15 protein-coding genes are annotated in these 21,294 nt (G+C 72.2%); 5 read left to right on the top strand and 10 right to left on the bottom strand.

The annotated features are described in order from the left end of the window. Positions 1 to 46: 46 nt before the first annotated feature. On the bottom strand, positions 47 to 979 hold the full coding sequence (locus JXZ78_RS18495) for a TIGR01777 family oxidoreductase (protein ID WP_030022015.1): 933 nt from the start codon (positions 977 to 979) through the stop codon (positions 47 to 49). A 41-nt stretch (positions 980 to 1,020) separates the two neighbouring features. Here JXZ78_RS18495 and JXZ78_RS18490 point away from each other — a divergent pair, with 41 nt between their 5' ends. Next, a complete protein-coding gene (locus tag JXZ78_RS18490; RefSeq protein WP_030022016.1) occupies positions 1,021 to 1,512 on the top strand; it encodes a GNAT family N-acetyltransferase in 492 nt (163 codons plus the stop codon). A 33-nt stretch (positions 1,513 to 1,545) separates the two neighbouring features. Here the strand turns inward: JXZ78_RS18490 and JXZ78_RS18485 are convergent, their stop codons facing one another. From JXZ78_RS18485 to JXZ78_RS18475, 3 genes are all read right to left on the bottom strand, one after another. Then, on the bottom strand, positions 1,546 to 2,394 hold the full coding sequence (locus JXZ78_RS18485) for an alpha/beta fold hydrolase (RefSeq protein ID WP_030022017.1): 849 nt from the start codon (positions 2,392 to 2,394) through the stop codon (positions 1,546 to 1,548). Further along, positions 2,391 to 2,993 (bottom strand): TetR/AcrR family transcriptional regulator, encoded by a 603-nt coding sequence (locus tag JXZ78_RS18480; protein ID WP_030022018.1) that lies wholly within the window; start codon positions 2,991 to 2,993, stop codon positions 2,391 to 2,393. The genes JXZ78_RS18485 and JXZ78_RS18480 overlap by 4 nt, the downstream gene beginning before the upstream one ends. Before the next feature lie 536 nt (positions 2,994 to 3,529). Further along, entirely contained in the window at positions 3,530 to 4,048 is a 519-nt protein-coding gene (locus tag JXZ78_RS18475; RefSeq protein WP_030022019.1) for a DUF4240 domain-containing protein, read from the bottom strand. Positions 4,049 to 4,201: 153 nt separating this feature from the next. Between JXZ78_RS18475 and JXZ78_RS18470 the strand changes: the two genes are divergently transcribed. Beyond that, complete coding sequence (locus tag JXZ78_RS18470; RefSeq protein WP_030022020.1) at positions 4,202 to 5,233, top strand: SDR family oxidoreductase; 1,032 nt, start codon at positions 4,202 to 4,204, stop codon at positions 5,231 to 5,233. A gap of 33 nt (positions 5,234 to 5,266) precedes the next feature. Here JXZ78_RS18470 and JXZ78_RS18465 read toward each other — a convergent pair whose 3' ends face one another. The 6 genes from JXZ78_RS18465 to JXZ78_RS18440 all read right to left on the bottom strand — a co-directional run bounded on the left by JXZ78_RS18465 (position 5,267) and on the right by JXZ78_RS18440 (position 15,222). Further along, complete coding sequence (locus tag JXZ78_RS18465; RefSeq protein ID WP_030022021.1) at positions 5,267 to 6,262, bottom strand: helix-turn-helix transcriptional regulator; 996 nt, start codon at positions 6,260 to 6,262, stop codon at positions 5,267 to 5,269. A gap of 184 nt (positions 6,263 to 6,446) precedes the next feature. Further along, positions 6,447 to 9,107: a pyruvate dehydrogenase (acetyl-transferring), homodimeric type gene (aceE, locus tag JXZ78_RS18460; protein WP_030022022.1), complete on the bottom strand. Its 2,661-nt coding sequence runs from the start codon at positions 9,105 to 9,107 to the stop codon at positions 6,447 to 6,449. 217 nt (positions 9,108 to 9,324) lie between these two features. Then, the gene (locus JXZ78_RS18455) at positions 9,325 to 9,948 is read right to left on the bottom strand and encodes a GntR family transcriptional regulator (RefSeq protein WP_030022023.1); all 624 of its coding nucleotides are present in this window, start codon (positions 9,946 to 9,948) and stop codon (positions 9,325 to 9,327) included. Positions 9,949 to 10,124: 176 nt separating this feature from the next. Further along, positions 10,125 to 11,906, bottom strand: coding sequence for a 2-oxoglutarate dehydrogenase, E2 component, dihydrolipoamide succinyltransferase (sucB, locus tag JXZ78_RS18450; protein WP_030022024.1), 1,782 nt, complete (start codon positions 11,904 to 11,906; stop codon positions 10,125 to 10,127). A 54-nt stretch (positions 11,907 to 11,960) separates the two neighbouring features. Further along, positions 11,961 to 13,349, bottom strand: a complete 1,389-nt coding sequence (gene lpdA, locus JXZ78_RS18445) for a dihydrolipoyl dehydrogenase (RefSeq protein WP_030022025.1) — start codon at positions 13,347 to 13,349, stop codon at positions 11,961 to 11,963. Positions 13,350 to 13,671: 322 nt separating this feature from the next. Continuing rightward, positions 13,672 to 15,222: a leucyl aminopeptidase gene (locus tag JXZ78_RS18440; protein WP_030022026.1), complete on the bottom strand. Its 1,551-nt coding sequence runs from the start codon at positions 15,220 to 15,222 to the stop codon at positions 13,672 to 13,674. Between the two features lie 428 nt (positions 15,223 to 15,650). Between JXZ78_RS18440 and JXZ78_RS18435 the strand changes: the two genes are divergently transcribed. The 3 genes from JXZ78_RS18435 (at position 15,651) to JXZ78_RS18425 (ending at position 21,258) form a co-directional block, all read left to right on the top strand. Beyond that, a complete protein-coding gene (locus tag JXZ78_RS18435) occupies positions 15,651 to 17,681 on the top strand; it encodes a hypothetical protein (RefSeq protein WP_238783205.1) in 2,031 nt (676 codons plus the stop codon). A gap of 614 nt (positions 17,682 to 18,295) precedes the next feature. Then, entirely contained in the window at positions 18,296 to 19,795 is a 1,500-nt protein-coding gene (pelF, locus tag JXZ78_RS18430) for a GT4 family glycosyltransferase PelF (protein WP_033038678.1), read from the top strand. Continuing rightward, positions 19,792 to 21,258, top strand: a complete 1,467-nt coding sequence (locus JXZ78_RS18425; RefSeq protein WP_030022029.1) for a hypothetical protein — start codon at positions 19,792 to 19,794, stop codon at positions 21,256 to 21,258. The genes pelF and JXZ78_RS18425 overlap by 4 nt, the downstream gene beginning before the upstream one ends. Positions 21,259 to 21,294: the final 36 nt, after the last annotated feature.

Below are 21,294 nucleotides of genomic sequence, written 5' to 3'. Positions count from 1 at the left end.
TGGGGGAAGAGATGAAGACGTGGGTGCCGCCCCGGTGGGGAGAGAACTAACCCGCCAGGGCCGAGCGGATCGCGTCGTCCACCGTGGGATGGGCGAACGTGAAGCCGGAGTCCAGGAGGCGTTGGGGGATGATGCGCTGGCTGGACAGGACGTTGCCGGCGAACTCGCCCAGGGCCAGCCGCAGGGCGGGGGCCGGTACGGGGAACGGGGTGGGGCGGTGCAGTACGCGCCCCATCGCCGCCGTGACCTCGCGGTTGGTGACCGGCTCGGGCGCGGTGAAGTTGACCGGGCCGCTCAGTTCCTCGGTGTCGATGAGGTGTCGGAGGGCGGCGATGTGGTCGTGCAGGGAGATGAAGCTCCAGTACTGCCGGCCGCTGCCGAGCCGTCCGCCCAGGCCCAGCTTGAACAGGGGGAACAGCCGTCCCCAGGCGCCGCCCTGGCGGCCCACGACCAGCCCGGTGCGGGGGAAGACCGTCCTGATGCCGGCTTCGACGGCCGGGGCAGCGGCCTCTTCCCAGTCGACGCAGACGCGGGCCAGGAAGTCGTCGCCGGGCGGCGCCGACTCGTCCGTCCGCCGGTCGCCGGTGTCGCCGTAGTAGCCGATGGCGCTGCCGCAGACGAAGACGCGCGGCGGGGTGTCGAGGGAGGCGATGGCCTCGGCGAGCGCCGCCGTACCGAGGACGCGGCTGTCCCGGATTGTGCGCTTGTACGCATCGGTCCAGCGGTGATCGCCGACGCCGGCGCCCGCGAGGTGCACGACGGCGTCGCAGCCCGCGAGTCCGGCGGCGTCCACCTTCTGGCGCTCGGGGTCCCAGCGGACCTCGTCGGTGCCGCGCGGCGGGCGCCGGACGAGCCGGACGATGTCGGGCCGCTCCCCGGCTTCCGAAGGGCGGGTGGCGCTCTCCGCGCGAAGGGAGCGCAGTAGTGCCGTTCCGATGAGACCGGTCGAGCCGGTGATCGCGATCCGCATGACAGCCATACTGCCGGTTCGGGGAGCGTACACGTGGCACAGTGGCACGCATGTCCGAATCGTTCGTCCGTACCGCCGTTTTCGCCGATGAAGAGCAGCTCGCCGTGATCGATCGCCGTACGTGGTCGACGCTGCACGCCGTGACGCCCCGGCCGCAGTCTCCGTACGGCCGGTTCTTCGACGACCGGCACCGGCCCGAGGACCTGCTGGTGGCGGAGATCGCGGGGCAGCTAGCCGGTTTTCTGCGGATGGTGCCGCCGACGGCGCTGCCCTGCAACGCGCACGTCCGGCAGATCCAGGGCCTGGCCGTGGACACCTGGGCGCGCGGCCGGGGCATCGCCCGTACGCTGCTGGACGCGGCGTGCGCGCAGGCGGCGGACGAGGGCGCCCGCCGGATCACCCTGCGCGTCCTCGGGCACAACGCTCCGGCGCGCAGGCTCTACGAGTCGGCGGGCTTCGTGGTGGAGGGCGTTCTGCCCGAGGAGTTCCTGCTGGAGGGCAAGTACGTCGATGACGTGCTGATGGGCAAGAAGCTGAACTGAGCGGCCGAGGCGGCTTTCAGGGAGTGAGCGCCTTCAGGAGACGAGTGCCTTCAGGAGGACGTCGGCGAACTCGGCCGGGTGTGTGGTCGTACCGGTGTGCCCGCCGGGGAAGTGCAGGAGTTCCGTGCCGAAACGTTCGGCCAGGAAGGCGGCCGGCCGGTAGGACAGCTCCCCGCGGGAGTCCTGGCCGCCGGCCAGGACGAGCCGGTCGGTCAGCGTCGCCAGGCGCGCGGTGTCCGGGGCGTAGGACATGAAGGGGGCCACGATCTGCCCGACGAAGTACGGCAGGTTGGCCATGGTCTGCTCGGCACGCGCCGCGGCCTGCGGCGGAAGCTTCATCTCCGGCTGGGGTTCGGAATCGCTGCCTTCCTTCTTGAGGCCCGCGGCGAACACGGCCATCGCGGGCATGAGCCCCTCGGTACGGAACGTCTCCTGTACGCGTGCGACGAGCGCGCGGTGTTCGGCGGCGTCCGGCAGGACCTCCACGACCGGCGGCTCGTGCGCCACGACGCGTGCGAGGCGTTCGGGGTGGGTGGTGAGCAGGTGCAGGGCGGCGATGGCACCCGAACTGATGCCGAGCACCCGGGCGGGTTCGCCGGGCGACAGCAGCTCCAGCATCCGGAACGCGTCGTCGGCGTGCTCGGCCACGTGCTGCTCGGCCCCGGGGGCGTCCAGCGCGCTACGGGACATGCCGCGCGGGTCGTAGGTCGCGACGGTGTGTGTGGCGGCCAGCTCGTCGGCGATGCCGTCCAAAGAGGCCGCGCCACCCGCTCCGCCGGGTATGAGCAGCAGCAGCGGGCCCTGGCCGCGTACTTCGTAGTGCAGGGTCGCGCCGTTCACACGCAGGCTGCCGGTGGTCGGGCCGGTGGTCGGACCGTTCATGTCGGGTCTCCTTCTCGGGCTTCGCGAGGCGCGGGCCAGTGCGTCAGGGCGGTGTGGAGGGCGTCGAGGGCGCGGACCCAGGAGTCCTGCGGCGACCGTTCGTGCGCGAAGCCGCCGGCGGCTTCCAGGGCGACGAAGCCGTGGAACGTACTGCGCAGCAGCCGGACCGCGTCGGTCAGGTCGGGTTCGGCCAGGCCGTAACCGCGCAACATGCCATAGGTCAGCTCGACCGCGCGCCGCGGCCCGGGGGCGTTCGCGACCAGTGCGGGGTCGATCTTCAGCGGCAACTGCGTCGCCATGTAGCGGCCGGGGTGGGCGGCCGCGTACTCCCGCCAGGCGTCGGCGAACGCGACCAGGGCGTCCTTGCCCGCGAGGCCGGCGATGGCCTCCGCGATGCGGAGGGTCTTTTCGTCCGCCGCCAGCAGCGCGATCCGCCCGCGCAGGTCGTCCAGGCCGCGTACGTGCGTATACAGACTCGCGTCCTTCACACCGAGCCGCCGCGCCACCTGCGACATGGTGACCTGGTCGAATCCGGCTTCGTCCGCCAGCTCGGCGCCTGCGAGCGTCACTCGGGCCGCCGTCAAACCGGCTCGTGCCATGGGGCTGCTCCCTCCTGCCATTCGCCTAGATACTCTAGGTGTGACCTAGGGGCGCTAGTTATTTCCTAGGGCCTCTAGGTATAGCCGACGGGCTCTAGGCGCGGCAACGGATTTAGGCAGCCAGCAGTCGGCTGTCGTGCGCGGCCTGGCTTGTGACTTGTGGCGCGGCGCGGGGCCAGCCCCGCATGCGCGGGGACCACGACGGTGTCTTCGACATCGTGCGCGAACACGGGGGACCATCCCCGCACCCGCGGGACCACGGTGTCGCCCTCGCCGCCGGCCCCGGCGACATGGGATTACCCCCGCACCCGCGGGGACCACGTCCAGTTCGGCGATGCGCACGACGCATGGGTGGGACCACCCCCGCACGCGCGGGGACCACGCCCACATCTGGCTGGCGGCCCGGTACTCCAGGGGACCACCCCCGCACGCGCGGGGACCACAGGCCGCGACCAGCCATTTCGTCAGCCGACGCGGCGGTTTTTACTTACTTTCATCGATGCCTCGGTGATCTCACTGTCTGAACATGAAAGACGTCAGGTCCCGTACCGATCCCACAACTGCGGAAACCGTTCCGCCAGAATCCGATCATCGTCCAGATCCAGGTAGGTGCCGAGAGGTTCGCGGGGCTGTGCCGGCAGGCCGAGGTCCGGCATTTCGGCGCCGGTGAGTTGTTCGTACGCCTCGTCCGCCGCGTACCCGAGTTCCTCCGCGTCGCCGTCCACCTCGTCGTCGAACGCGTCCAGCAGGTCGGCGAGGTGGTCGGGGTCGTGCACGGCGCCCTCGAAGACTTCCCGGCCCTGGCCGATCAGCCAGCTGCGGAAGTTGTCGAAGGCGTCGTCGCTCGCGCCGCCGAGCAGGATGCCGGCCGCGGCCCACAGGTCCCAGGTGTAGGCGCGGCTGTCCCGGGACTCGAAGTGCCGGGCGAAGTCCACCACCGAGTCGGGGTCGAGGGCCACCAGTCGTTCGACGAGCGCGTCCGCCTGCTCCTCCGGGTCGCCTTCGGCGGCCTCGCGGGAGCTGTCGATCAGCTGCCAGAACTCCGTCTCGTCCATCACGGGTACAGCATCGTTCCTGCCGCACGGCGCCGCACGCGGAGTGCCCCAGATGCGACGGTGTCGTTATCCGCGGCCCCTCGCGCGGAAAAGCGGACACAAGGTGTCGGGTTTCGGCGGGAGGGTCGTGGCATGACAGAAGGAGAACACACCATGGCCGAGGCAGGCAGCCCGCGGGGACCGCTCACCGGGAAGGTCGCGCTGGTCGCCGGCGCCACGCGGGGCGCGGGCCGGGCGATGGCGGTGGAGCTGGGGCGGGCCGGTGCCACGGTCTATGTCACCGGCCGTACGACCAGGGAGCACGTCAGTGAGGTCGGCCGGGCGACGGAGACGATCGAGGAGACCGCGGAGCTGGTGACGGCGGCGGGAGCGGCGGGAGCGGCGGGAGCGGCGGCCCGGAGGGAAGGCGAGCGGAGGGAGGACGAGCGGAAGCAAGGCGAGCGGAAGGAAGGCGAACCGGCCGGTGGCATGGGCGTCGCCGTGCCGACGGACCATCTGGATCCGGCGGCGGTACGGGCGCTGACCGAGCGCATCGACCGTGAGCAGGGGCGGCTGGACATCCTCGTCAACGACCTGTGGGGCGGGGACGTGCATGTCGAGTGGGGCAAGAAGATGTGGGAGCACGACCTGGAGAAGGGGCTGCGGGTGCTGCGGCTCGGGGTGGAGAGCCACATCATCACCAGCAGTTACGCGCTGCCGCTGCTGGTCCGCCGGCCCGGCGGGCTGCTGGTGGAGGTGACGGACGGTACGGAGGAGTTCAACCGGCGCTACCGGGAGCCCTTCTACTACGACCTGGCCAAGAGCGGGCCGATCCGGATGACGAAGGGGCTGGCGCAGGAACTCCCGGAGTACGGCTGCACGGCGGTGTGCCTGACGCCGGGCTGGCTGCGGTCGGAAGCCATGCTGGACACCCACTTCAAGGTCACCGAGGAGGACTGGCGGGCGGGCTGCGAGCAGAACCCGCACTTCGCGATCTCCGAGACACCGGTGTTCGTCGGGCGGGCGCTGGCGGCGCTGGCCGCCGACCCGGACGTGGCCCGCTTCAACGGGCAGGCGTTGTCCAGCGGCGGTCTGGCGAAGGAGTACGGCTTCACGGACGTGGACGGGTCGGCGCCGGACGCCTGGCGCTACATCACCGAGGTCGAGCAGGAGGGGAAGCCGGCGGACACGGCCGGATATCGGTAAGCGGTACCGGTAAGCGGTGCCGGGAGCCGTCTCTCAGGGCTCCCGGTACAGCTCGTACGTACGGGCTGCCGCCGTGGCGAACCGTTCCCGCAGCTCCGGTGGGCCGAGCACCTCCGCCTCCGGGCCGAGGCCGAGCAGCTGGCTGTAGGCGATGTCCAGGGATTCGACGGGCAGGGTGACGGTGGTCCGGCCCTGCTCGTCGGGTTCGCCCGCCGCGGCCAGGGCCTCCTCGGCGCCGGCGCGGTCGGTGACGTGCCGTAGCCGGCGGGTGCCCGCCGGTGTCAGCCGTACGACGACCTCGTCCCGCAGGATCGAGCGGGCGAACTGGGCGGCCCGCTCCGCCCAGAAGGCGGGCAGGTCGAAGTCCGGGCCGCGGGTGAAGCGGTCGTCGAGGGGCGTGACGGAGGTGAAGCGGTCGATGCGGTACACGCGCATGTCCGTACCGGCCTCCGTACCGGCCTCCGTACCGGCCCGGGCCGCGAGGTACCAGACGCCTGCCTTGAGCACCAGGCCGTACGGCTCCAGCTCGCGCTCCACCTCGGCGTCCTTGCGGTGGTAGCGGGTGGCGATGCGCCGGTCGTCCCAGACCGCGTCCGCGACGGCGGGCAGCAGGTCCGGAGTGGCCGGTTCGCGGTACCAGGCGGGGGCGTCGAGGTGGAAGCGCTGGGCGGCGCCGTCCGCGGCGTCCCGCAGTTCGGGCAGCAGCGCGGCGGAGACCTTGAGGCGGGCGGCGGAGGCGGCGTCGGCGAGGCCCATGTCGTGCAGCGCGGCGGGCACACCGGACAGGAACAGCGCCTCGGCCTCGCTGCGGCCGAGGCCGGTCAGCCGGGTGCGGTAGCCGCCGATGAGGCGGTAGCCGCCGGCCCGGCCGCGGTCCGCGTAGACGGGCACCCCGGCCTCGGAGAGGGAGAGCACGTCGCGGGCGACCGTACGCTCCGACACCTCCAGCTCCCGCGCCAGTTCGGCGCCGGTCATCGACGGGCGGGACTGGAGCAGCAGCACCATTTTGATCAGCCGGGCAGCGCGCATGGCTGCATCATGCCGCGCGGCGGCGCGGCCCGGCGCACGTCCGTCGTTCCCGTGCGCGAGGAAGATCCCGTGCGGAGACCCCGGGCGCGGTTCAGGTGGTCTCCGCACGGGAGCGGGGGGCGCCGGCCGGAGCCGGCGCGAGGGGTGGACGCGGCGGGCGGGCCGCCCGCCGCGTCCCGAGGGCCTACAGCCCGTACCGCTCCTTGGCCTCCTTGACCGTCTCCGCCTTCACGTCCCCGCGGCGGGCGAGCGCGGCCAGTGCCTGCACGACGACCGACTGCGCGTCGACGCCGAAGTGGCGGCGGGCCGCCTCGCGGGTGTCGGAGAGGCCGAAGCCGTCGGTGCCGATCGAGGTCCAGTCCTGCTCGACCCACGGGGCGATCTGGTCCGGCACGGCCCGCATCCAGTCGCTGACCGCGACGACCGGGCCGGGGGCGCCGGCCAGCGCGCGGGTCACGTACGGGACGCGGTCCTCGCCGTCCAGGCGGGCGGCGTCGCACTCCAGCGCGTCGCGGCGCAGCTCCGTCCAGGACGGTGCCGACCAGATGTCCGCCGCCACGCCCCAGTCGCGGGCCAGGATCTCCTGGGCCTCCAGGATCCAGTGGATGGCGGTGCCGGAGGCCAGCATCTGGAGACGGGGCGCGTCGGCTGCGGCCGCGGCGGCCTCCTTGAAGCGGTAGAGGCCCTTGAGGATGCCCTCCTCGACGCCCTCCGGCATGGCGGGCTGCACCTTGGTCTCGTTGTAGACCGTCAGGTAGTAGAAGACGTCCTCCGCGTCCGGACCGTACATCCGGCGCAGGCCCTCCTTGACGATCACCGCGACCTCGTACGCGAACGCCGGGTCGTAGGAGAGCGCCGCCGGGTTGGTGGAGGCGATCAGGTGCGAGTGGCCGTCCGCGTGCTGGAGGCCTTCGCCGGTCATCGTCGTACGCCCGGCCGTGGCGCCGATGACGAAGCCGCGGCCCAGCTGGTCGGCGAGCGCCCAGAACTGGTCGGCGGTGCGCTGCCAGCCGAACATCGAGTAGAAGATGTAGAACGGGATCATCGGCTCGCCGTGGGTGGCGTACGAGGTGGCCGCCGCGGTGAAGTCGGCCAGCGAACCGGCCTCCGTGATGCCCTCGTTGAGGATCTGGCCGTCCTTGGCTTCCTTGTAGTACAGGAGCTGGTCGCGGTCGACCGGGTCGTAGGTCTGGCCGACGGGGGAGTAGAGCCCGGCGGACGGGAACAGCGACTCCATGCCGAAGGTACGGGCCTCGTCGGGCACGACCGGCACCCAGCGCTTGCCGGTCTCCTTGTCCCGCATCAGGTCCTTGACCAGGCGGACGAACGCCATGGTGGTGGCGATCTCCTGCGAGCCCGAGCCCTTCTTCAGCGCGTCGAACGCCTTGTCGGCGGGCATCGGCAGCGGCTTGGCGACGACCTTGCGGGCCGGGGCCGGACCGCCGAGGGCGGCGCGCCGCTGACGCAGGTACTCCATCTCCGGGGAGTTCTCGTCCGGGCGGGCGTACGGCACCACGTCCGCGTCCAGGGCGCTGTCCGGGATCGGCAGCTCCAGCAGGTCGCGCATGGCGCGGAACTGCTCGCCGGTGAGCTTCTTCATCTGGTGGTTGGCGTTACGGGACTCGAAGCCCTCGCCGAGGGTGTAGCCCTTGACGGTCTGCGCCAGGATGACGGTCGGCGCGCCCTTGTGCTCGACGGCGGCCTTGTACGCGGCGTACACCTTGCGCGGCTCGTGGCCGGCGCGGGAGGTCTGGAACAGCTCCAGCAGCTTGGCGTCCGACAGGCCCTGGGCGATGCGGCCCAGCGACGGGTCGGAGCCGAAGAAGTGCTCGCGCAGGTAGGCGGCGTCGCGGGTGGCGTACGTCTGGAACTGCGCGTCGGGCGTCTCGCGCAGACGGCGCAGCAGGGCGCCGTCGGTGTCCTGGGCGAAGACCTCGTCCCAGGCCTGCCCCCACAGGGACTTGACGACGTTCCAGCCCGCGGCGCGGAACTGGGCCTCCAGCTCCTGCACGATCTTGAAGTTGGGGCGGACCGGGCCGTCCAGGCGCTGGAGGTTGCAGTTGATGACGAAGGTCAGGTTGTCCAGGCCCTCGCGGCCGGCCAGCGCCAGCGCTGCGGTCGACTCGGGCTCGTCCATCTCGCCGTCGCCGAGGAACGCCCAGACGTGGGAGTTGGCGGTGTCCTTGATGCCGCGGTGCTCCAGGTAGCGGTTGAAGCGCGCCTGGTAGATCGCGGAGAGCGGGCCCAGGCCCATGGAGACGGTGGGGAACTCCCACAGCCAGGGCAGGCGCCGCGGGTGCGGGTAGGAGGGCAGGCCGTCGCCGGCCGCCTCCTGGCGGAAGCGGTCGAGCTGGTCCTCGGTGAGGCGGCCTTCGAGGAAGGCGCGGGCGTAGATGCCGGGGGAGGCGTGGCCCTGGATGTAGAGCTGGTCGCCGCTCCCGTCGGCCTCCTTGCCGCGGAAGAAGTGCTGGAAGCCGGTCTCGTAGAGCCAGGCCGCCGAGGCGAAGGTGGCGATGTGGCCGCCGAGGCCGAGGCGGGAGCCGCGGGTGACCATGGCGGCCGCGTTCCAGCGGTTCCACGCCGTGATCCGGGCCTCCATCGCCTCGTCACCGGGGAACTCGGGCTCGGCGGAGGTCGGGATGGTGTTGACGTAGTCGGTTTCGAGCGGCGCGAGGCCCGGGGCACCGGTGTGCTCCACGGCACGGCGCATCAGGTAGGCGGCGCGGTGCGGACCGGCCGCCTTCGTGACGGCGTCCAGGGACGCGCGCCACTCGGCCGTCTCCTCCGGGTCGCGGTCCGGGACCTGGTCGAGCTGGCTGTACGGCATACGTACGGGATCGGGCATGGGTGGCCCCTTTCCGGACGGAGGAGGGAGGTGCGATGAGTGCTTTGGCAGGCAGGGGTCGCGCCCCACGTATGACGATACGCCTCTGATCGATGATCGATCAATGCAGGTTGAAGGAAAAACCGCAGGTCGGCACGGGGTGCCAGCCTTTCGGGCACGGGGTGCCAGGCTGTCTGCGGCTCCGAATCGAAGGGGAGGAGGGGGCCTGACCTGCGCGTCAGACCCTGGGCGCGCAGCTCAGTACGTGGGTCTTCAGCAGCTCGCCGATCCTCGGGTCGCGCCGCCGGAACGCGTCCACGATCTCCTGGTGGTCCCGTGCGTGCGAGCGCGGCTCCGGACTGAACCAGCGGATCGAGAGCGTCGTCCACACCTCGACCCCCAGCGACTCCCAGGTGTGCAGCAGGACGGCGTTACGGGCGGCGCGCACGATCTCGCGGTGGAAGGCCACGGTGTGCCGCACCTGCGCCTCGCCGTCGCCGTGCCGGTCCGCCTCGCACAGCGCCGCCACCTCGCGGTCCAGCGCCGCGCAGTCCTCGGCCAGCCGCCCGGCGGCCAGTTCGGCGGCCACCTGCTCCAGGCCGGCCCGTACCGGGTAGCTCTCCTTGAGGTCGTCCGCGGTCAGATTCCGTACCCGTACGCCCTTGTTCGGAGCCGACTCGATCAGCTGGAGCGACTCCAGCTCGCGCAGCGCCTCCCGTACGGGCGTCTGGCTGACCTCCAGCTCGACCGCGATCCGCCGCTCCACGATCCGCTCACCGGGCTGCCAGCGGCCGCTGACGATCCCTTCCAGGATGTGCTCGCGGATCTGCTCGCGGAGCGAATGGACGACGGGCGGGGTCATGACGTGCTCCTTCAGAGCGTGCGGCAGACGGCGGCCGGGGCCCCGCACCGGAAGGCGGTACGGGAGACCACCGCAGGACGGCCATTATCCGTGCAACGAAAACGGGTCGGCCCCGGCTCGTACGAACTTGTACGAACCGGGGCCGACCCTGCACACCTACGTGGTGGCTACCGTGCTCAGAGACCGATCTCGGTCTCGAACTCGCCGGCCTCCAGGATCTGCTTGACCGTCGTCAGGTAACGGGCCGCGTCGGCACCGTCCACCAGGCGGTGGTCGTAGGAGAGCGCCAGGTAGGTCATGTTGCGCACGGCGATGGTCTCGCCCAGCTCCGGGTGGTCGACGACCACCGGACGCTTGACGGTGGCGCCGATACCCAGGATGCCGACCTGGTTCGGGGGCACGATGACCGTGTCGAACAGCGCACCGCGCGAGCCGGTGTTGCTGATCGTGAAGGTCGCGCCCGACATGTCGTCCGGGCTGATCTTGTTGGTGCGGACCTTGCCGGCCAGCTCCGCGGTCTTCCGGGCGATGCCGGCGATGTTCAGGTCGCCCGCACCCTTGATGACCGGGGTCATCAGGCCCTTCTCCGCGTCCACCGCGATACCGACGTTCTCGGTGTCGAAGTAGGTGATCGTGCCCTCGTCCTCGTTGATCCGGGCGTTGACGACCGGGTGGGCCTTCAGCGCCTGGACAGCGGCCTTGACGAAGAACGGCATCGGCGAGAGCTTGACGCCCTCACGCTGCGCGAAGGCGTCCTTGGCCTTGTTGCGCATCCGCATGATCTTGGTGATGTCCACCTCGACCACGGAGGTCAGCTGCGCCTGGCCGTGCAGGGCCTTCATCATGTTGTCGCCGATGACCTTGCGCATCCGCGGCATCTTGACGGTCTGGCCACGCAGCGGGGAGGCCTCGATGGCCGGACCCGTCGACTTGGCAGCGGCGGCCGGGGCGGCGGCAGGCGCGGCCTGCTGCTTGGCGGCCTCGGCGGCGGCGACGACGTCCTGCTTGCGGATACGGCCGCCGACGCCGGTGCCCTTGACCGAGCCCAGGTCCACGCTGTTCTCCTGGGCCAGCTTGCGGACCAGGGGGGTGACGTACGCGGCGTCCGCCTCACCCGCGGCCGGGGCCGGGGTGACGGGGGCGGCGGCCGGAGCCGGCGCCGGGGCCGGAGCGGCCGGGGCCGGGTCCGGGGCGGGGGTGGTGACCTGCTGCGGCGCGGGCGCCGAGGGGGCCTGCGGGGCCGGAGCCTCCTGCTTGGGGGCTTCCTGCTTCGGGGCTTCCTGCTTCGGGGCCTCCTGGGCGGGGGCCGGAGCGGCGGGAGCTTCGGCCTGGGCCGGAGCAGCACCCTTCGCGCCGATGACGGCGAGCTTGGCGCCGACCTCGGCGGTCTCGTCCTCGCCCACCAGGATCTCCAGCAGGGTGCCGGCGGTGGGGGCGGGGATCTCGGTGTCGACCTTGTCGGTGGAGACCTCCAGCAGCGGCTCGTCCTCGGCCACCTCCTCGCCGACCTCCTTGAGCCAGCGGGTGACGGTGCCCTCGGTGACGCTCTCGCCGAGCGCGGGGAGGACGACGTCGGAGCCCTGGGCGCCACCGGCGGGGGCCTCAGCCTGGGCCGGGGCCTCCTGCTTCGGGGCCTCCTGGGCCGGAGCCGCGGCGGGCTCGGGCTCGGCGGCCGGCGCCTCGGCCTGCGCCGGGGCGGACTCGGCCGCGGGGGCACCGCTGCCGTCGTCGATGACGGCCAGCTCGGCGCCGACCTCGACGGTCTCGTCCTCGGCCACCTTGATGGAGGCCAGCACGCCGGCGGCGGGGGCGGGGATCTCGGTGTCGACCTTGTCGGTCGACACCTCCAGCAGGGGCTCGTCGGCCTCGACGCGCTCACCCTCGGCCTTCAGCCAGCGGGTGACGGTGCCCTCGGTGACGCTCTCGCCGAGCGCCGGAAGGGTTACGGAAACCGCCATGGTTTCTCTTGCTCCTTACAGAAAAGTGCGGATGTGGTCGCGCCCGGACCGGGATCAGTCGTGGGAGTGCAGAGGCTTGCCGGCCAGGGCCAGGTGGGCCTCGCCGAGCGCCTCGTTCTGCGTCGGGTGCGCGTGGATGAGCTGCGCAACCTCGGCCGGCAGGGCTTCCCAGTTGTAGACCAGCTGGGCCTCGCCGACCTGCTCGCCCATGCGGTCACCGACCATGTGGACGCCGACCACGGCACCGTCCTTGACCTGGACGAGCTTGATCTCGCCCGCGGTCTTGAGGATCTTGCTCTTGCCGTTGCCCGCGAGGTTGTACTTCAGGGCGACGACCTTGTCGGCACCGTACAGCTCCTTGGCCTTCGCCTCGGTGATGCCCACCGAAGCGACCTCGGGGTGGCAGTACGTCACGCGCGGCACGCCGTCGTAGTCGATCGGCACGGTCTTGACACCGGCCAGCCGCTCCGCCACCAGGATGCCCTCGGCGAAGCCGACGTGCGCGAGCTGGAGGGTCGGGACGAGGTCACCGACGGCCGAGATGGTCGGCACGTTGGTCTGCATGTACTCGTCGACCAGGACGTAGCCGCGGTCCATGGCGACCCCGGCCTCCTCGTAGCCCAGGCCCTGGGAGACCGGGCCGCGGCCGATGGCGACCAGCAGCACCTCGGCCTCGAAGGACTTGCCGTCGGCCAGCGTGACCTTGACGCCGTCCTGGGTGTACTCGGCCTTGTCGAAGAAGGTGCCCAGGTTGAACTTGATACCGCGCTTGCGGAAGGCCCGCTCCAGCAGCTTGGAGCTGTTCTCGTCCTCGACCGGGACGAGGTGCTTGAGGCCCTCGACGATGGTCACGTCGGTGCCGAAGGACTTCCACGCGGAGGCGAACTCGACGCCGATGACGCCGCCGCCCAGCACGATCGCGGACTTCGGCACGCGGTCCAGCTTCAGCGCGTGGTCCGAGGAGATGATGCGGTCGCCGTCGATGGTCAGGCCCGGCAGGGACTTCGGCACGGAGCCGGTCGCCAGCAGGACGTGGCGGCCCTGGACACGCTGGCCGTCGACGTCGACGGAGGTGGGGGAGGACAGCCGGCCCTCACCCTCGATGTAGGTCACCTTGCGGGAGGCGACCAGGCCCTGCAGCCCCTTGTACAGGCCCGAGATGACCTCGTCCTTGTACTTGTGGACGCCCTCGATGTCGATGCCGTCGAAGGTGGCCTTGACACCGAACTGCGCGGCTTCGCGGGCCTGGTCCGCGATCTCGCCGGCGTGCAGCAGGGCCTTGGTGGGGATGCAGCCGTTGTGCAGGCAGGTGCCGCCGAGCTTGCTCTTCTCGATCAGGGCGACGTCCAGGCCCAGCTGCGCCCCGCGCAGGGCAGCGGCGTAACCACCGCTACCGCCTCCGAGGATCACTAGGTCGAAAACGGTGCTGGCGTCGTTCGCCACGTCACGTCCTCCATGCATGGGTACGCCGGAGCCGGTCGTCGGTGACCGGGCGGCGGCTGTTGATCGGCCGCTTCTTGGATCGGCCCTGGGTAAGGGGGGCCCTGTCCTGCCAAGAACCCATCTTCGCACTTGTTGAACGCGACCGGGACGGCGGGCCGGGCTGTGGGACGGCACGACGGCCGTTCCGGGGGGTTGCGCGTGCGGTTACCAAGGCGTACGGGTGTACGGATTTCGTCGAGGGCGAACACGCGCGTACGGCCCCGGGCGCCGGGCCCGGGGCCGTACCGACAAAAACGCCGTAAACGCAGTAACCGCGACAGGGTCAGCCGAGGTCGCCGTCCGCGGTGTGCTCGGCCAGCCGCACCAGGGTGCGGACCGCGGAGCCGGTGCCACCCTTGGGGGTGTATCCGAAGGGCGCGCTCTCGTGGAAGGCCGGGCCGGCGATGTCCAGGTGCGCCCAGGTGATGCCCTCGCCCACGAACTCCTGGAGGAAGACGCCGGCCAGCAGGCCGCTGCCCGCCCGCTCGCCCACGTTCTTCAGGTCGGCCACCGGGGAGTCCATGCTCCGGCGCAGCTCGGACGGCATCGGCATCGGCCAGGACGGCTCGCCGGCCTCCTCCGAGATCTCGTGCAGGCTGGCCCGGAAGGCGTCGTCGTTGGCCATGATCCCGAAGGTCCGGTTGCCCAGCGCCATCACCATCGCGCCGGTCAGCGTCGCGACGTCCACGATCGCGTCGGGCCGCTCCTCCGAGGCGCGGGTCAGCGCGTCGGCCAGCACCAGGCGGCCCTCGGCGTCGGTGTTCAGCACCTCGACGGTCTTGCCGTTGTACATGGTCAGCACGTCGCCGGGGCGCATCGCGTTGCCCGAGGGCATGTTCTCGGCGAGCGCCAGCCAGCCGGTGACGTTGACCCGCAGGCCCAGCCGGGCGGCGGCCACGACCGCGGCGAACACCGCGGCGGCGCCGCTCATGTCGCACTTCATGGTCTCGTTGAAGCCGGCCGGCTTCAGGGAGATGCCGCCCGAGTCGTAGGTGATGCCCTTGCCGACGAGCGCCAGGGTCTTTTCGGCCTTCGGGTGGGTGTAGGCGATCCGCACCAGCCGCGGCGGGTTCTCCGAGCCCTGGCCGACGCCCATGAGGCCGCCGTAGCCGCCCTTCTTCAGGGCCTTCTCGTCCAGCACCTCGGCCTTGAGGCCGAACTCCTTCGCGGCGGCCTGGGCCTGCGCGGCGAAGGACTTCGGGGTGAGGTCGTTGGAGGGGGTGTTGATCAGGTCGCGGGCGCGGTTGACCTCGGCGGCCAGCGTCTCGGCGCGCTCGGCGGCGGCCTTGAAGGCCTTGTCGCGCGGCTTGCCGCCGAGGATCGCGATCTCGGCCAGCGGCGCCTTGCCGTTGCCCTCGGCCTTCTTGCCGCCGCGGGCGGTCTTCGCGTCGCCGCTGCCGCTGCGGTACGCCGTGAAGGTGTACGCGCCGAGCAGGGCGCCCTCGGCGATCGCCGCGGTGTCCCCGGCGTCACCGACGGGCAGCGCGAAGGCGGCCTTCCTGGTGCCGGCCAGGGCGCGGGCGGCGGCGCCGGCGGCGCGGCGCAGCACCTCGGGGTCGTACTCCTCGTCGCCGGCCGGGGCGTCGCCCAGGCCGACCGCCAGGACGACCGCCGCCTTCAGGCCGGAGCCGGCCGGCAGCTTGGTGACCTCGCCCTCGGCACCGCTCGCGCCGAGGGTCTCCAGGACGGCGGCGAGCCCGCCGTCGAACGCCTTGTCCACGGCTTCGGCGCCGGGGGCCAGTACGACGCCCTTGGCGTCCTTGGCCACGCCGACGACAACGGTGTCCGCACGCAACGTCGCGGCGGAGGATGTGCTGAGGGTCAGTGCAGTCACGGTGATGAGAGTCCTGTTCCGTCCGGTTGTCCGTTCGCGCCGAGGGCGCTGCTGCGGCCGAGCCTACGCTCGGGGGCGCCGGACGTAACCGCTTGATGCCGTACCGGCCCGGCCTGTCACATCTGCACCACCTGCCTCAATGGCCCCAACTCTGCCGTGCCTCAGGGGAGTTGCCGATTCCGCCGCGATCCGGACCCGCCCGCACGCGGGGCCCTGGCGTCAATCTCCGTGCGCCGAATGAGACGTGCGTCACAGTAGTGGCGACTGCGGGATAGACGGACGGGAACCTTCGCATGATGTGCACGAGCCTGCCCGGTACCGCTTCCGGCAGCAGGGGGACTTCCGGGGGGGAAGGGACTGCGCCCATGGGCAGCAACGGCATGCCGGCCGCCGGACCGGCCAGAGTCTTGACCGCGTTAGCCGCAGCGATGATCACGGCACTGCCACTGGTGGTGAGCACCCCCGCCGCCGCGCGGACCGCACCTGCCGTGGCGGACGGGGTGCCCCGGATCGACCTGCGGGTCCTGGTCGTGAGCGACGGCGGTGAGTCCACCGACGCGATCGTCGCCGAACTGCGCGGCCAGGGCGTCCCGTACACCACCGTCGACCTGACGAGCCCGGGCCGCCCGGTGATCGACGCGGCGTTCCTCAGTGACACCGTGGACGGCCGGCCGCGCGCCAAGTTCCAGGGCGTCGTGCTGCCGAACGACAATCCGTTCGGCACCGCCGCCTCCACGGAGCTGGTCGCCCTGAAGGCGTACGAGACCACGTACAAGATCCCGCAGGTGGACGCGTACACCTACGCCCGGCCCGACGTCGGCCTGCGCACACCCGACGACGGCGGTTACGCCGGGGTGCTGGACGGCTTCGCCACCCGCACCACCGCCGCGGGCAAGGCGGGCCCGTTCGGCTACCTCAAGGGCGCGGTGCCCTTCGAGGACGCCGACCCGCAGGTCTCCGAGAGCTACGGCTACGTCGCGCAGCCGCTGGCCGACCCGCCCGCCGGGGCCACGTTCACGTCGTACCTGGACGCGGCGGTGCCGGGCACCTCCGCGCGCGGCTCGCTGATCGGCGAGTACGCCCGCGACGGCCGCCGCGAACTGGTCGTCACCTTCGCGCAGAACCGTTATCAGCAGCAGTTCCGGCTGCTCGCCCGCGGCATCGTGGACTGGCTCACCCAGGGCGTCCACCTGGGCCAGAGCCGTAACTACTTCTCCGTCCAGGTCGACGACATCTTCGCCCCGGACGCCCGCTGGGACGTCGAGAACAACTGCACCCCCGGCGACTTCGACTGCCCCTCCGGCGTCCCGGACACCACCCCGATCCGGATGAGCGAGGCGGACGCCGCGTACGCCGCCCAGTGGCAGCGTGAGAGCGGCTACCGGCTGGACATGGTCTACAACGCCGGCTCCGGCGAGGAGTGGAAGACGGAGCACGGCGGGGTGGACGCGATGGCCGACCGGCTGCTCGCCGACAAGGACGCGTTCCGCTGGGTCAACCACACCTGGACCCACCCCTTCCTCGGCTGTGTCCAGGACACCTCGACCGTGCCCTGGCGCTGTGCCGAGGACTGGCTGGGCAACACCCGGTGGACCAGTCGCAGCGAGATCACCGCGGAGATCGGGAAGAACCACGCCTGGGGCGTGGCCAAGGGGCTGGACGTGGACCCGGCGGAGCTGGTCACCGGCGAGCACTCCGGGCTGAAGACCTTGCCGCAGCAGCCGCAGGACAACCCCAACCTCGGGCCGGCGCTCGCCGCCGCCGGCGTCAAGTGGCTGGCGAGCGACAACTCGCGGGAGTCCGCGCAGCGCCCGGCGGGTGTGGCGCTGACCGTGCCGCGCTATCCGATGAACGTGTACTACAACGTGGGCAAGGCGGCCGAAGAGGTCGACGAGTACAACTGGATCTACACCAGCAAGGCCGACGGCGGCAGCGGGATCTGTGAGACCGACCCGAACTCGACCTGCATGCCGGAGCCGTTGCCGACCGACACCGGCTACGCCTCGTACATCGTCCCGCAGGAGGCGCGGACCGCCCTCGGGCATGCTCTGGCCGACGATCCGCGGCCGCACTACATCCACCAGTCGAACCTCGCCGAGGACCGGATCGCCTACCCGGTTCTGGACAAAGTTCTGGCCGACTATCGGGGGTTCTTCGAGGACAGCACCCCGGTCGTCAACCAGCGCCACCGGGACATCGGACGCGAGATGCAGCAGCGTGCGGCCTGGCAGAAGGCTTTGGACGACGGTTCGGTGACGGCGTACAGAATTGGCGACGTTGTCACCGTCACGTCGCCGGCCGGGGTGGCCGCTGCGGCTACGATGCCCGACGGAACCAGAAAGCAACTCGCCGACGGGACCGCGGAATTCGGCGAACGCTACGCCGGACGGGTATCGGAGTGGGCCACAGCGCAGTCGCCCGGAGCGGCCATCACACTCAAGCTTCCGACGACCGCCTGACACGTCCCCGGCTCCGCCCGGCCCGCGCACCCGGCCGGGCGCGCAGGGACCGGGCGGCCGGTGTCCGCCGCGTCCCGCCACCACCGCCGATGTCCCGCACCGAACCCTGCCCGCCTGCCACCGTCCCCGAGGGCGCCCGGCGGCCGTGCCCGCGCACCGCGGCACGCGCCCGGCCGCACCCGCGCCCGCGGACAGCGCCTCGCACCACCGCACGCCGCACCACAGTTCCCGCACTCGTACACCTGGACGGACGCGCAGGTACGGACGCGTCCGCACAGGTGTCCCGCGGCCGTGCCCGCACCCCGGCGCCGGCCCACCGCACCTCCGCCCCCGCAGCACCGCACGCCCCCACGCCCCGCACCCGCACCCGTATGTCCCCGCACGTCAGCACGTGCACGTCCCCGCAGCTCCGCACGTGCACCCCGCACCAGGCCGGCACGGCCGCCGGCCGCGACGCGCCCGCACGGTGCCCGCAGCGCCGCGCCCGCGCGTTCCGTACCGCTCCACTCAGCACTCACTCCCGGGGGGATTTCGCCATGAACGCAACCCTGTACGAGGTCGGCAGCCCGCATCATCGGCCCGACGACGCGCCGCAGCCCGGCAGGCACGTCACCATGCTCACCGAGGGGACCTATCCGCACGTCCACGGCGGCGTCTCCACCTGGTGCGACCAGCTCGTACGGGGTATGCCCGAAGTCCGCTTCAACGTCATCGCGCTGACCGGCAGCGGCCGTGAGCCGGTGACCTGGGACCTGCCCGACAACGTCTACGCGCGCTCCTCCGTGCCCATGTGGGGCCCGCCGCCGGGCCGGCGCACCGCCGGGCTCTTCCGCGCGCGCGAGCGCCGCCGCTTCGTCGACACCTACGAGCGCTTCCTGCTGTCCATGCTGGACCCGCAGTCCTGCACCGACTTCGGCACCGAGCTGTACGCACTGGCCGCGCTGGCCCGCGAAGGACGCCTGAGCGCCGCGCTGCGCACCGAGTCCGCGCTGCGTTCCCTGATGTGGATCTGGACCCTGCCGCACGTCGCCACGCGCGAGGCCGGCCCGACCGTGCACGACGCGCTGACCGCCACCGACCTGCTCGAACACGCGCTGCGCCCGCTGTCCGTACGGGTGCCGGAGGACAGCGTCGCGCACGCGGTCAGCAACGGACTGGCCTGCCTGCCCGCGCTCGCCGCGAAGGAGTTCGACGGCGTACCGTTCCTCCTCACCGAGCACGGGATATACCTGCGCGAGCGCTACCTCGGCTACCGCTCCGACGCCCAGCGCTGGCCCGTCAAGGCCCTGATGCTCGGCTTCTACCGGCAGCTGACCATCGAGAGCTACCGGGCCGCCGACCTGGTCACGCCGTGCAACAAGTACAACAAGCGCTGGGAGGAGCGCGGCGGCACCCCGCCCGAGAAGATCCGCACCGTCTACAACGGCGTCGACGTCCAGCAGTTCCCGCACGCCGAACGGGAGCCGGACGCGCCGACGCTGAGCTGGGCCGGGCGGATCGACCCGATCAAGGACCTGGAAACCCTCATCCGGGCCTACGCGTTGTGCCGCGCGGAGGTCCCCGACCTGCGGCTGCGCCTGTTCGGCGGGGTGCCGGCCGGCGGCGAGGCGTACAAGACCCGCTGCGAGAAGCTGGCCGCCTCGCTCGGGGTGACCGACGGGATCGGCTGGGAGGGGCGCATCGACGACGTGGCCCGCGCCTACGCCGCCGGCAGCGTCGTCATGCTCTCCAGCATCTCCGAAGGGTTCCCGTTCAGCCTGATAGAGGCCATGTCCTGCGGCCGCTCGACCGTCTCGACCGACGTCGGCGGGGTACGTGAGGCGGTCGGCGACACCGGGCTCGTCGTACCGCCCCGCGAACCCGAGGCGATGGCCAAGGCCACCCTGGAACTGCTCAAGGGCGGCTGGGAGAAGCGCGCCGAACTCGGCAGCCGGGCCCGGCAGCGGGTCATCGACCAGTTCACGCTGCGCCGCTCCGTCGACGGCTTCCGCACCATCTACCGCGAACTCGACGGCGCGGGCCAGCAGGCCGCCGAGCAGCAGCGGGACCGGTGGACCCTTCAGCTGCGCGGGCCCTGGAACGCCCCCCTCGCCGCCGACGGGGCCGGCTGGTGAGCGGTTCCCTGTGGCTGGTGCCGGGGGAGGGCGGCAAGGACCGGGTGGACGACCTGCCGGACGTACCGCGGCCCCGGCGCCCGCAGTGGGCCGCTCCCGACCCGGTCGACGAACTCGCCGGGCGGATGGGCGAGCTGATCGCCGCCGCCGTGCACCCCGACGAGATCGCCGCCGTCATCGAGTCCGACGGCATGAGCGACGACCAGATCAAACTCACCTACGGGCGCGAGAACTCCTTCGCCCTCGCCGAGGAGCTCTACGCGCGGGTCCCGCGCAGCTACCCCGAACCGGACCGCGCGGTCACCGACCCCTGGCGGGTGAGCCTGCTCGGCTGCCTGCTGCGCACCCTGGTCTTCGCCCTGCCGGGACTGGCCTACGTCGTCGGCTCCCACCTGCTGTCCGGCCCGCCGGACGCCCGCGGGCTGCCCGCGGGAACGGTGCCGCTGCTCGCCGGGGCCTTGGCCGGCTGGGTCTGGAACCAGGCGCTCGCCCACCGCGCGTACTCCTGGCTCGGCCTGGGCGCCCGGCGGGCCGCCGCCCGTGCCCTGGCCGTCGGCGCGCCGCTCGGCGCGCTGGCCGGCGCGGCCGCCGCCTGGATCGTCGGGGCCGCCGACGCGGACGCGCCCGGTGCGGTCGCCTTCGCCGCGGGCCAGGCGGCCTACCTGGGCGCGGCCACCACGCTCCTCGTCTTCGGGCGGGAGCGGTGGCTGCTGTGCGCCCTGGCGCCGGTCGCGCTCGGCGCCGCGCTGATGGCGGTGTACGTGCCGCCGGACGCCGTACGGGCCGCGCTGCTCGTCCTGTCGCTCGGCGCCGCCGTCGCGCTGGCCGCCGTCACCGTCCTGCGTTGCCGCCGCGAGCCGCGGCAGGACGGGCCGGCACCGCGGGCCGTGGCCTCCGTGCCGTACGGGGTCTTCGGACTGGCCATCGGGGTGCTGGTGCTGCTCACGGCGCTCGGCGACGTACTGCGGTACGGGGCCCACGCCGAGGTCGCCGCGCCCGCCGCGGTGGCCCTCACGCTCAGCATGGGCCCGGCCGAATGGCTGCTGTACCGCTACCGCAGCCGGGCCGTGGCCGGGCTGCGCTCCAGCACCACCCCGGCCGGGTTCTGGCGCGCCACCTCCGGCGCGCTGGCCCGGTGCCTGGCCTCCTACCTCGTCGTGCTCGCCGTCCTCGGCGGCGCCGGCGGCCTGGTGTGGCGGCAGGGGCCGCCGATGGACGCGGCACACGGCCTGGGACTGCTGTGCCTGGGCGTCGTGCTGTGGACCGCGCTGCTCCTCCAGGCGTTCGGGATGGTGCCGGTCGCGGCGGCGGTGTGCGGGTCGGCCGCGGTCGCCCAGACGGTGGTCCTGGTGGCCGGGCCGCTGTCCCCGGCCGTCGCCCAGCTGACGGTCTGCGGTGCCGCCGCGCTCGTCCTGGCCGCCGCGGGTTCGGCGTTGCTGGGACGGGCCACGGCGCACCGCTGAGCGGCCGCCGGAGCGGCGCCCAACCCCTCCGTAAAT

It is taken from the genome of Streptomyces monomycini (assembly GCF_022271435.1).
Lineage (GTDB): Bacteria > Actinomycetota > Actinomycetes > Streptomycetales > Streptomycetaceae > Streptomyces > Streptomyces monomycini.
The sequence above is the reverse complement of the archived record's forward strand: the minus strand, read 5'-3'. Positions and strand labels throughout refer to the sequence as shown.

Excerpts from the sequence above, each read along its gene's own strand:
- JXZ78_RS18480 (WP_030022018.1), bottom strand. The coding sequence starts at position 2,993 with ATGGCACGAGCCGGTTTGACGGCGGCCCGAGTGACGCTCGCAGGCGCC.
- JXZ78_RS18465 (WP_030022021.1), bottom strand. The coding sequence starts at position 6,262 with ATGCGCGCTGCCCGGCTGATCAAAATGGTGCTGCTGCTCCAGTCCCGC.
- sucB (WP_030022024.1), bottom strand. The coding sequence starts at position 11,906 with ATGGCGGTTTCCGTAACCCTTCCGGCGCTCGGCGAGAGCGTCACCGAG.
- pelF (WP_033038678.1), top strand. The coding sequence starts at position 18,296 with ATGCTCACCGAGGGGACCTATCCGCACGTCCACGGCGGCGTCTCCACC.
- JXZ78_RS18490 (WP_030022016.1), top strand. The coding sequence starts at position 1,021 with ATGTCCGAATCGTTCGTCCGTACCGCCGTTTTCGCCGATGAAGAGCAG.
- JXZ78_RS18435 (WP_238783205.1), top strand. The coding sequence starts at position 15,651 with ATGATCACGGCACTGCCACTGGTGGTGAGCACCCCCGCCGCCGCGCGG.
- JXZ78_RS18475 (WP_030022019.1), bottom strand. The coding sequence starts at position 4,048 with ATGGACGAGACGGAGTTCTGGCAGCTGATCGACAGCTCCCGCGAGGCC.
- JXZ78_RS18470 (WP_030022020.1), top strand. The coding sequence starts at position 4,202 with ATGGCCGAGGCAGGCAGCCCGCGGGGACCGCTCACCGGGAAGGTCGCG.
- JXZ78_RS18485 (WP_030022017.1), bottom strand. The coding sequence starts at position 2,394 with ATGAACGGTCCGACCACCGGCCCGACCACCGGCAGCCTGCGTGTGAAC.
- aceE (WP_030022022.1), bottom strand. The coding sequence starts at position 9,107 with ATGCCCGATCCCGTACGTATGCCGTACAGCCAGCTCGACCAGGTCCCG.
- JXZ78_RS18495 (WP_030022015.1), bottom strand. The coding sequence starts at position 979 with ATGGCTGTCATGCGGATCGCGATCACCGGCTCGACCGGTCTCATCGGA.
- JXZ78_RS18455 (WP_030022023.1), bottom strand. The coding sequence starts at position 9,948 with ATGACCCCGCCCGTCGTCCATTCGCTCCGCGAGCAGATCCGCGAGCAC.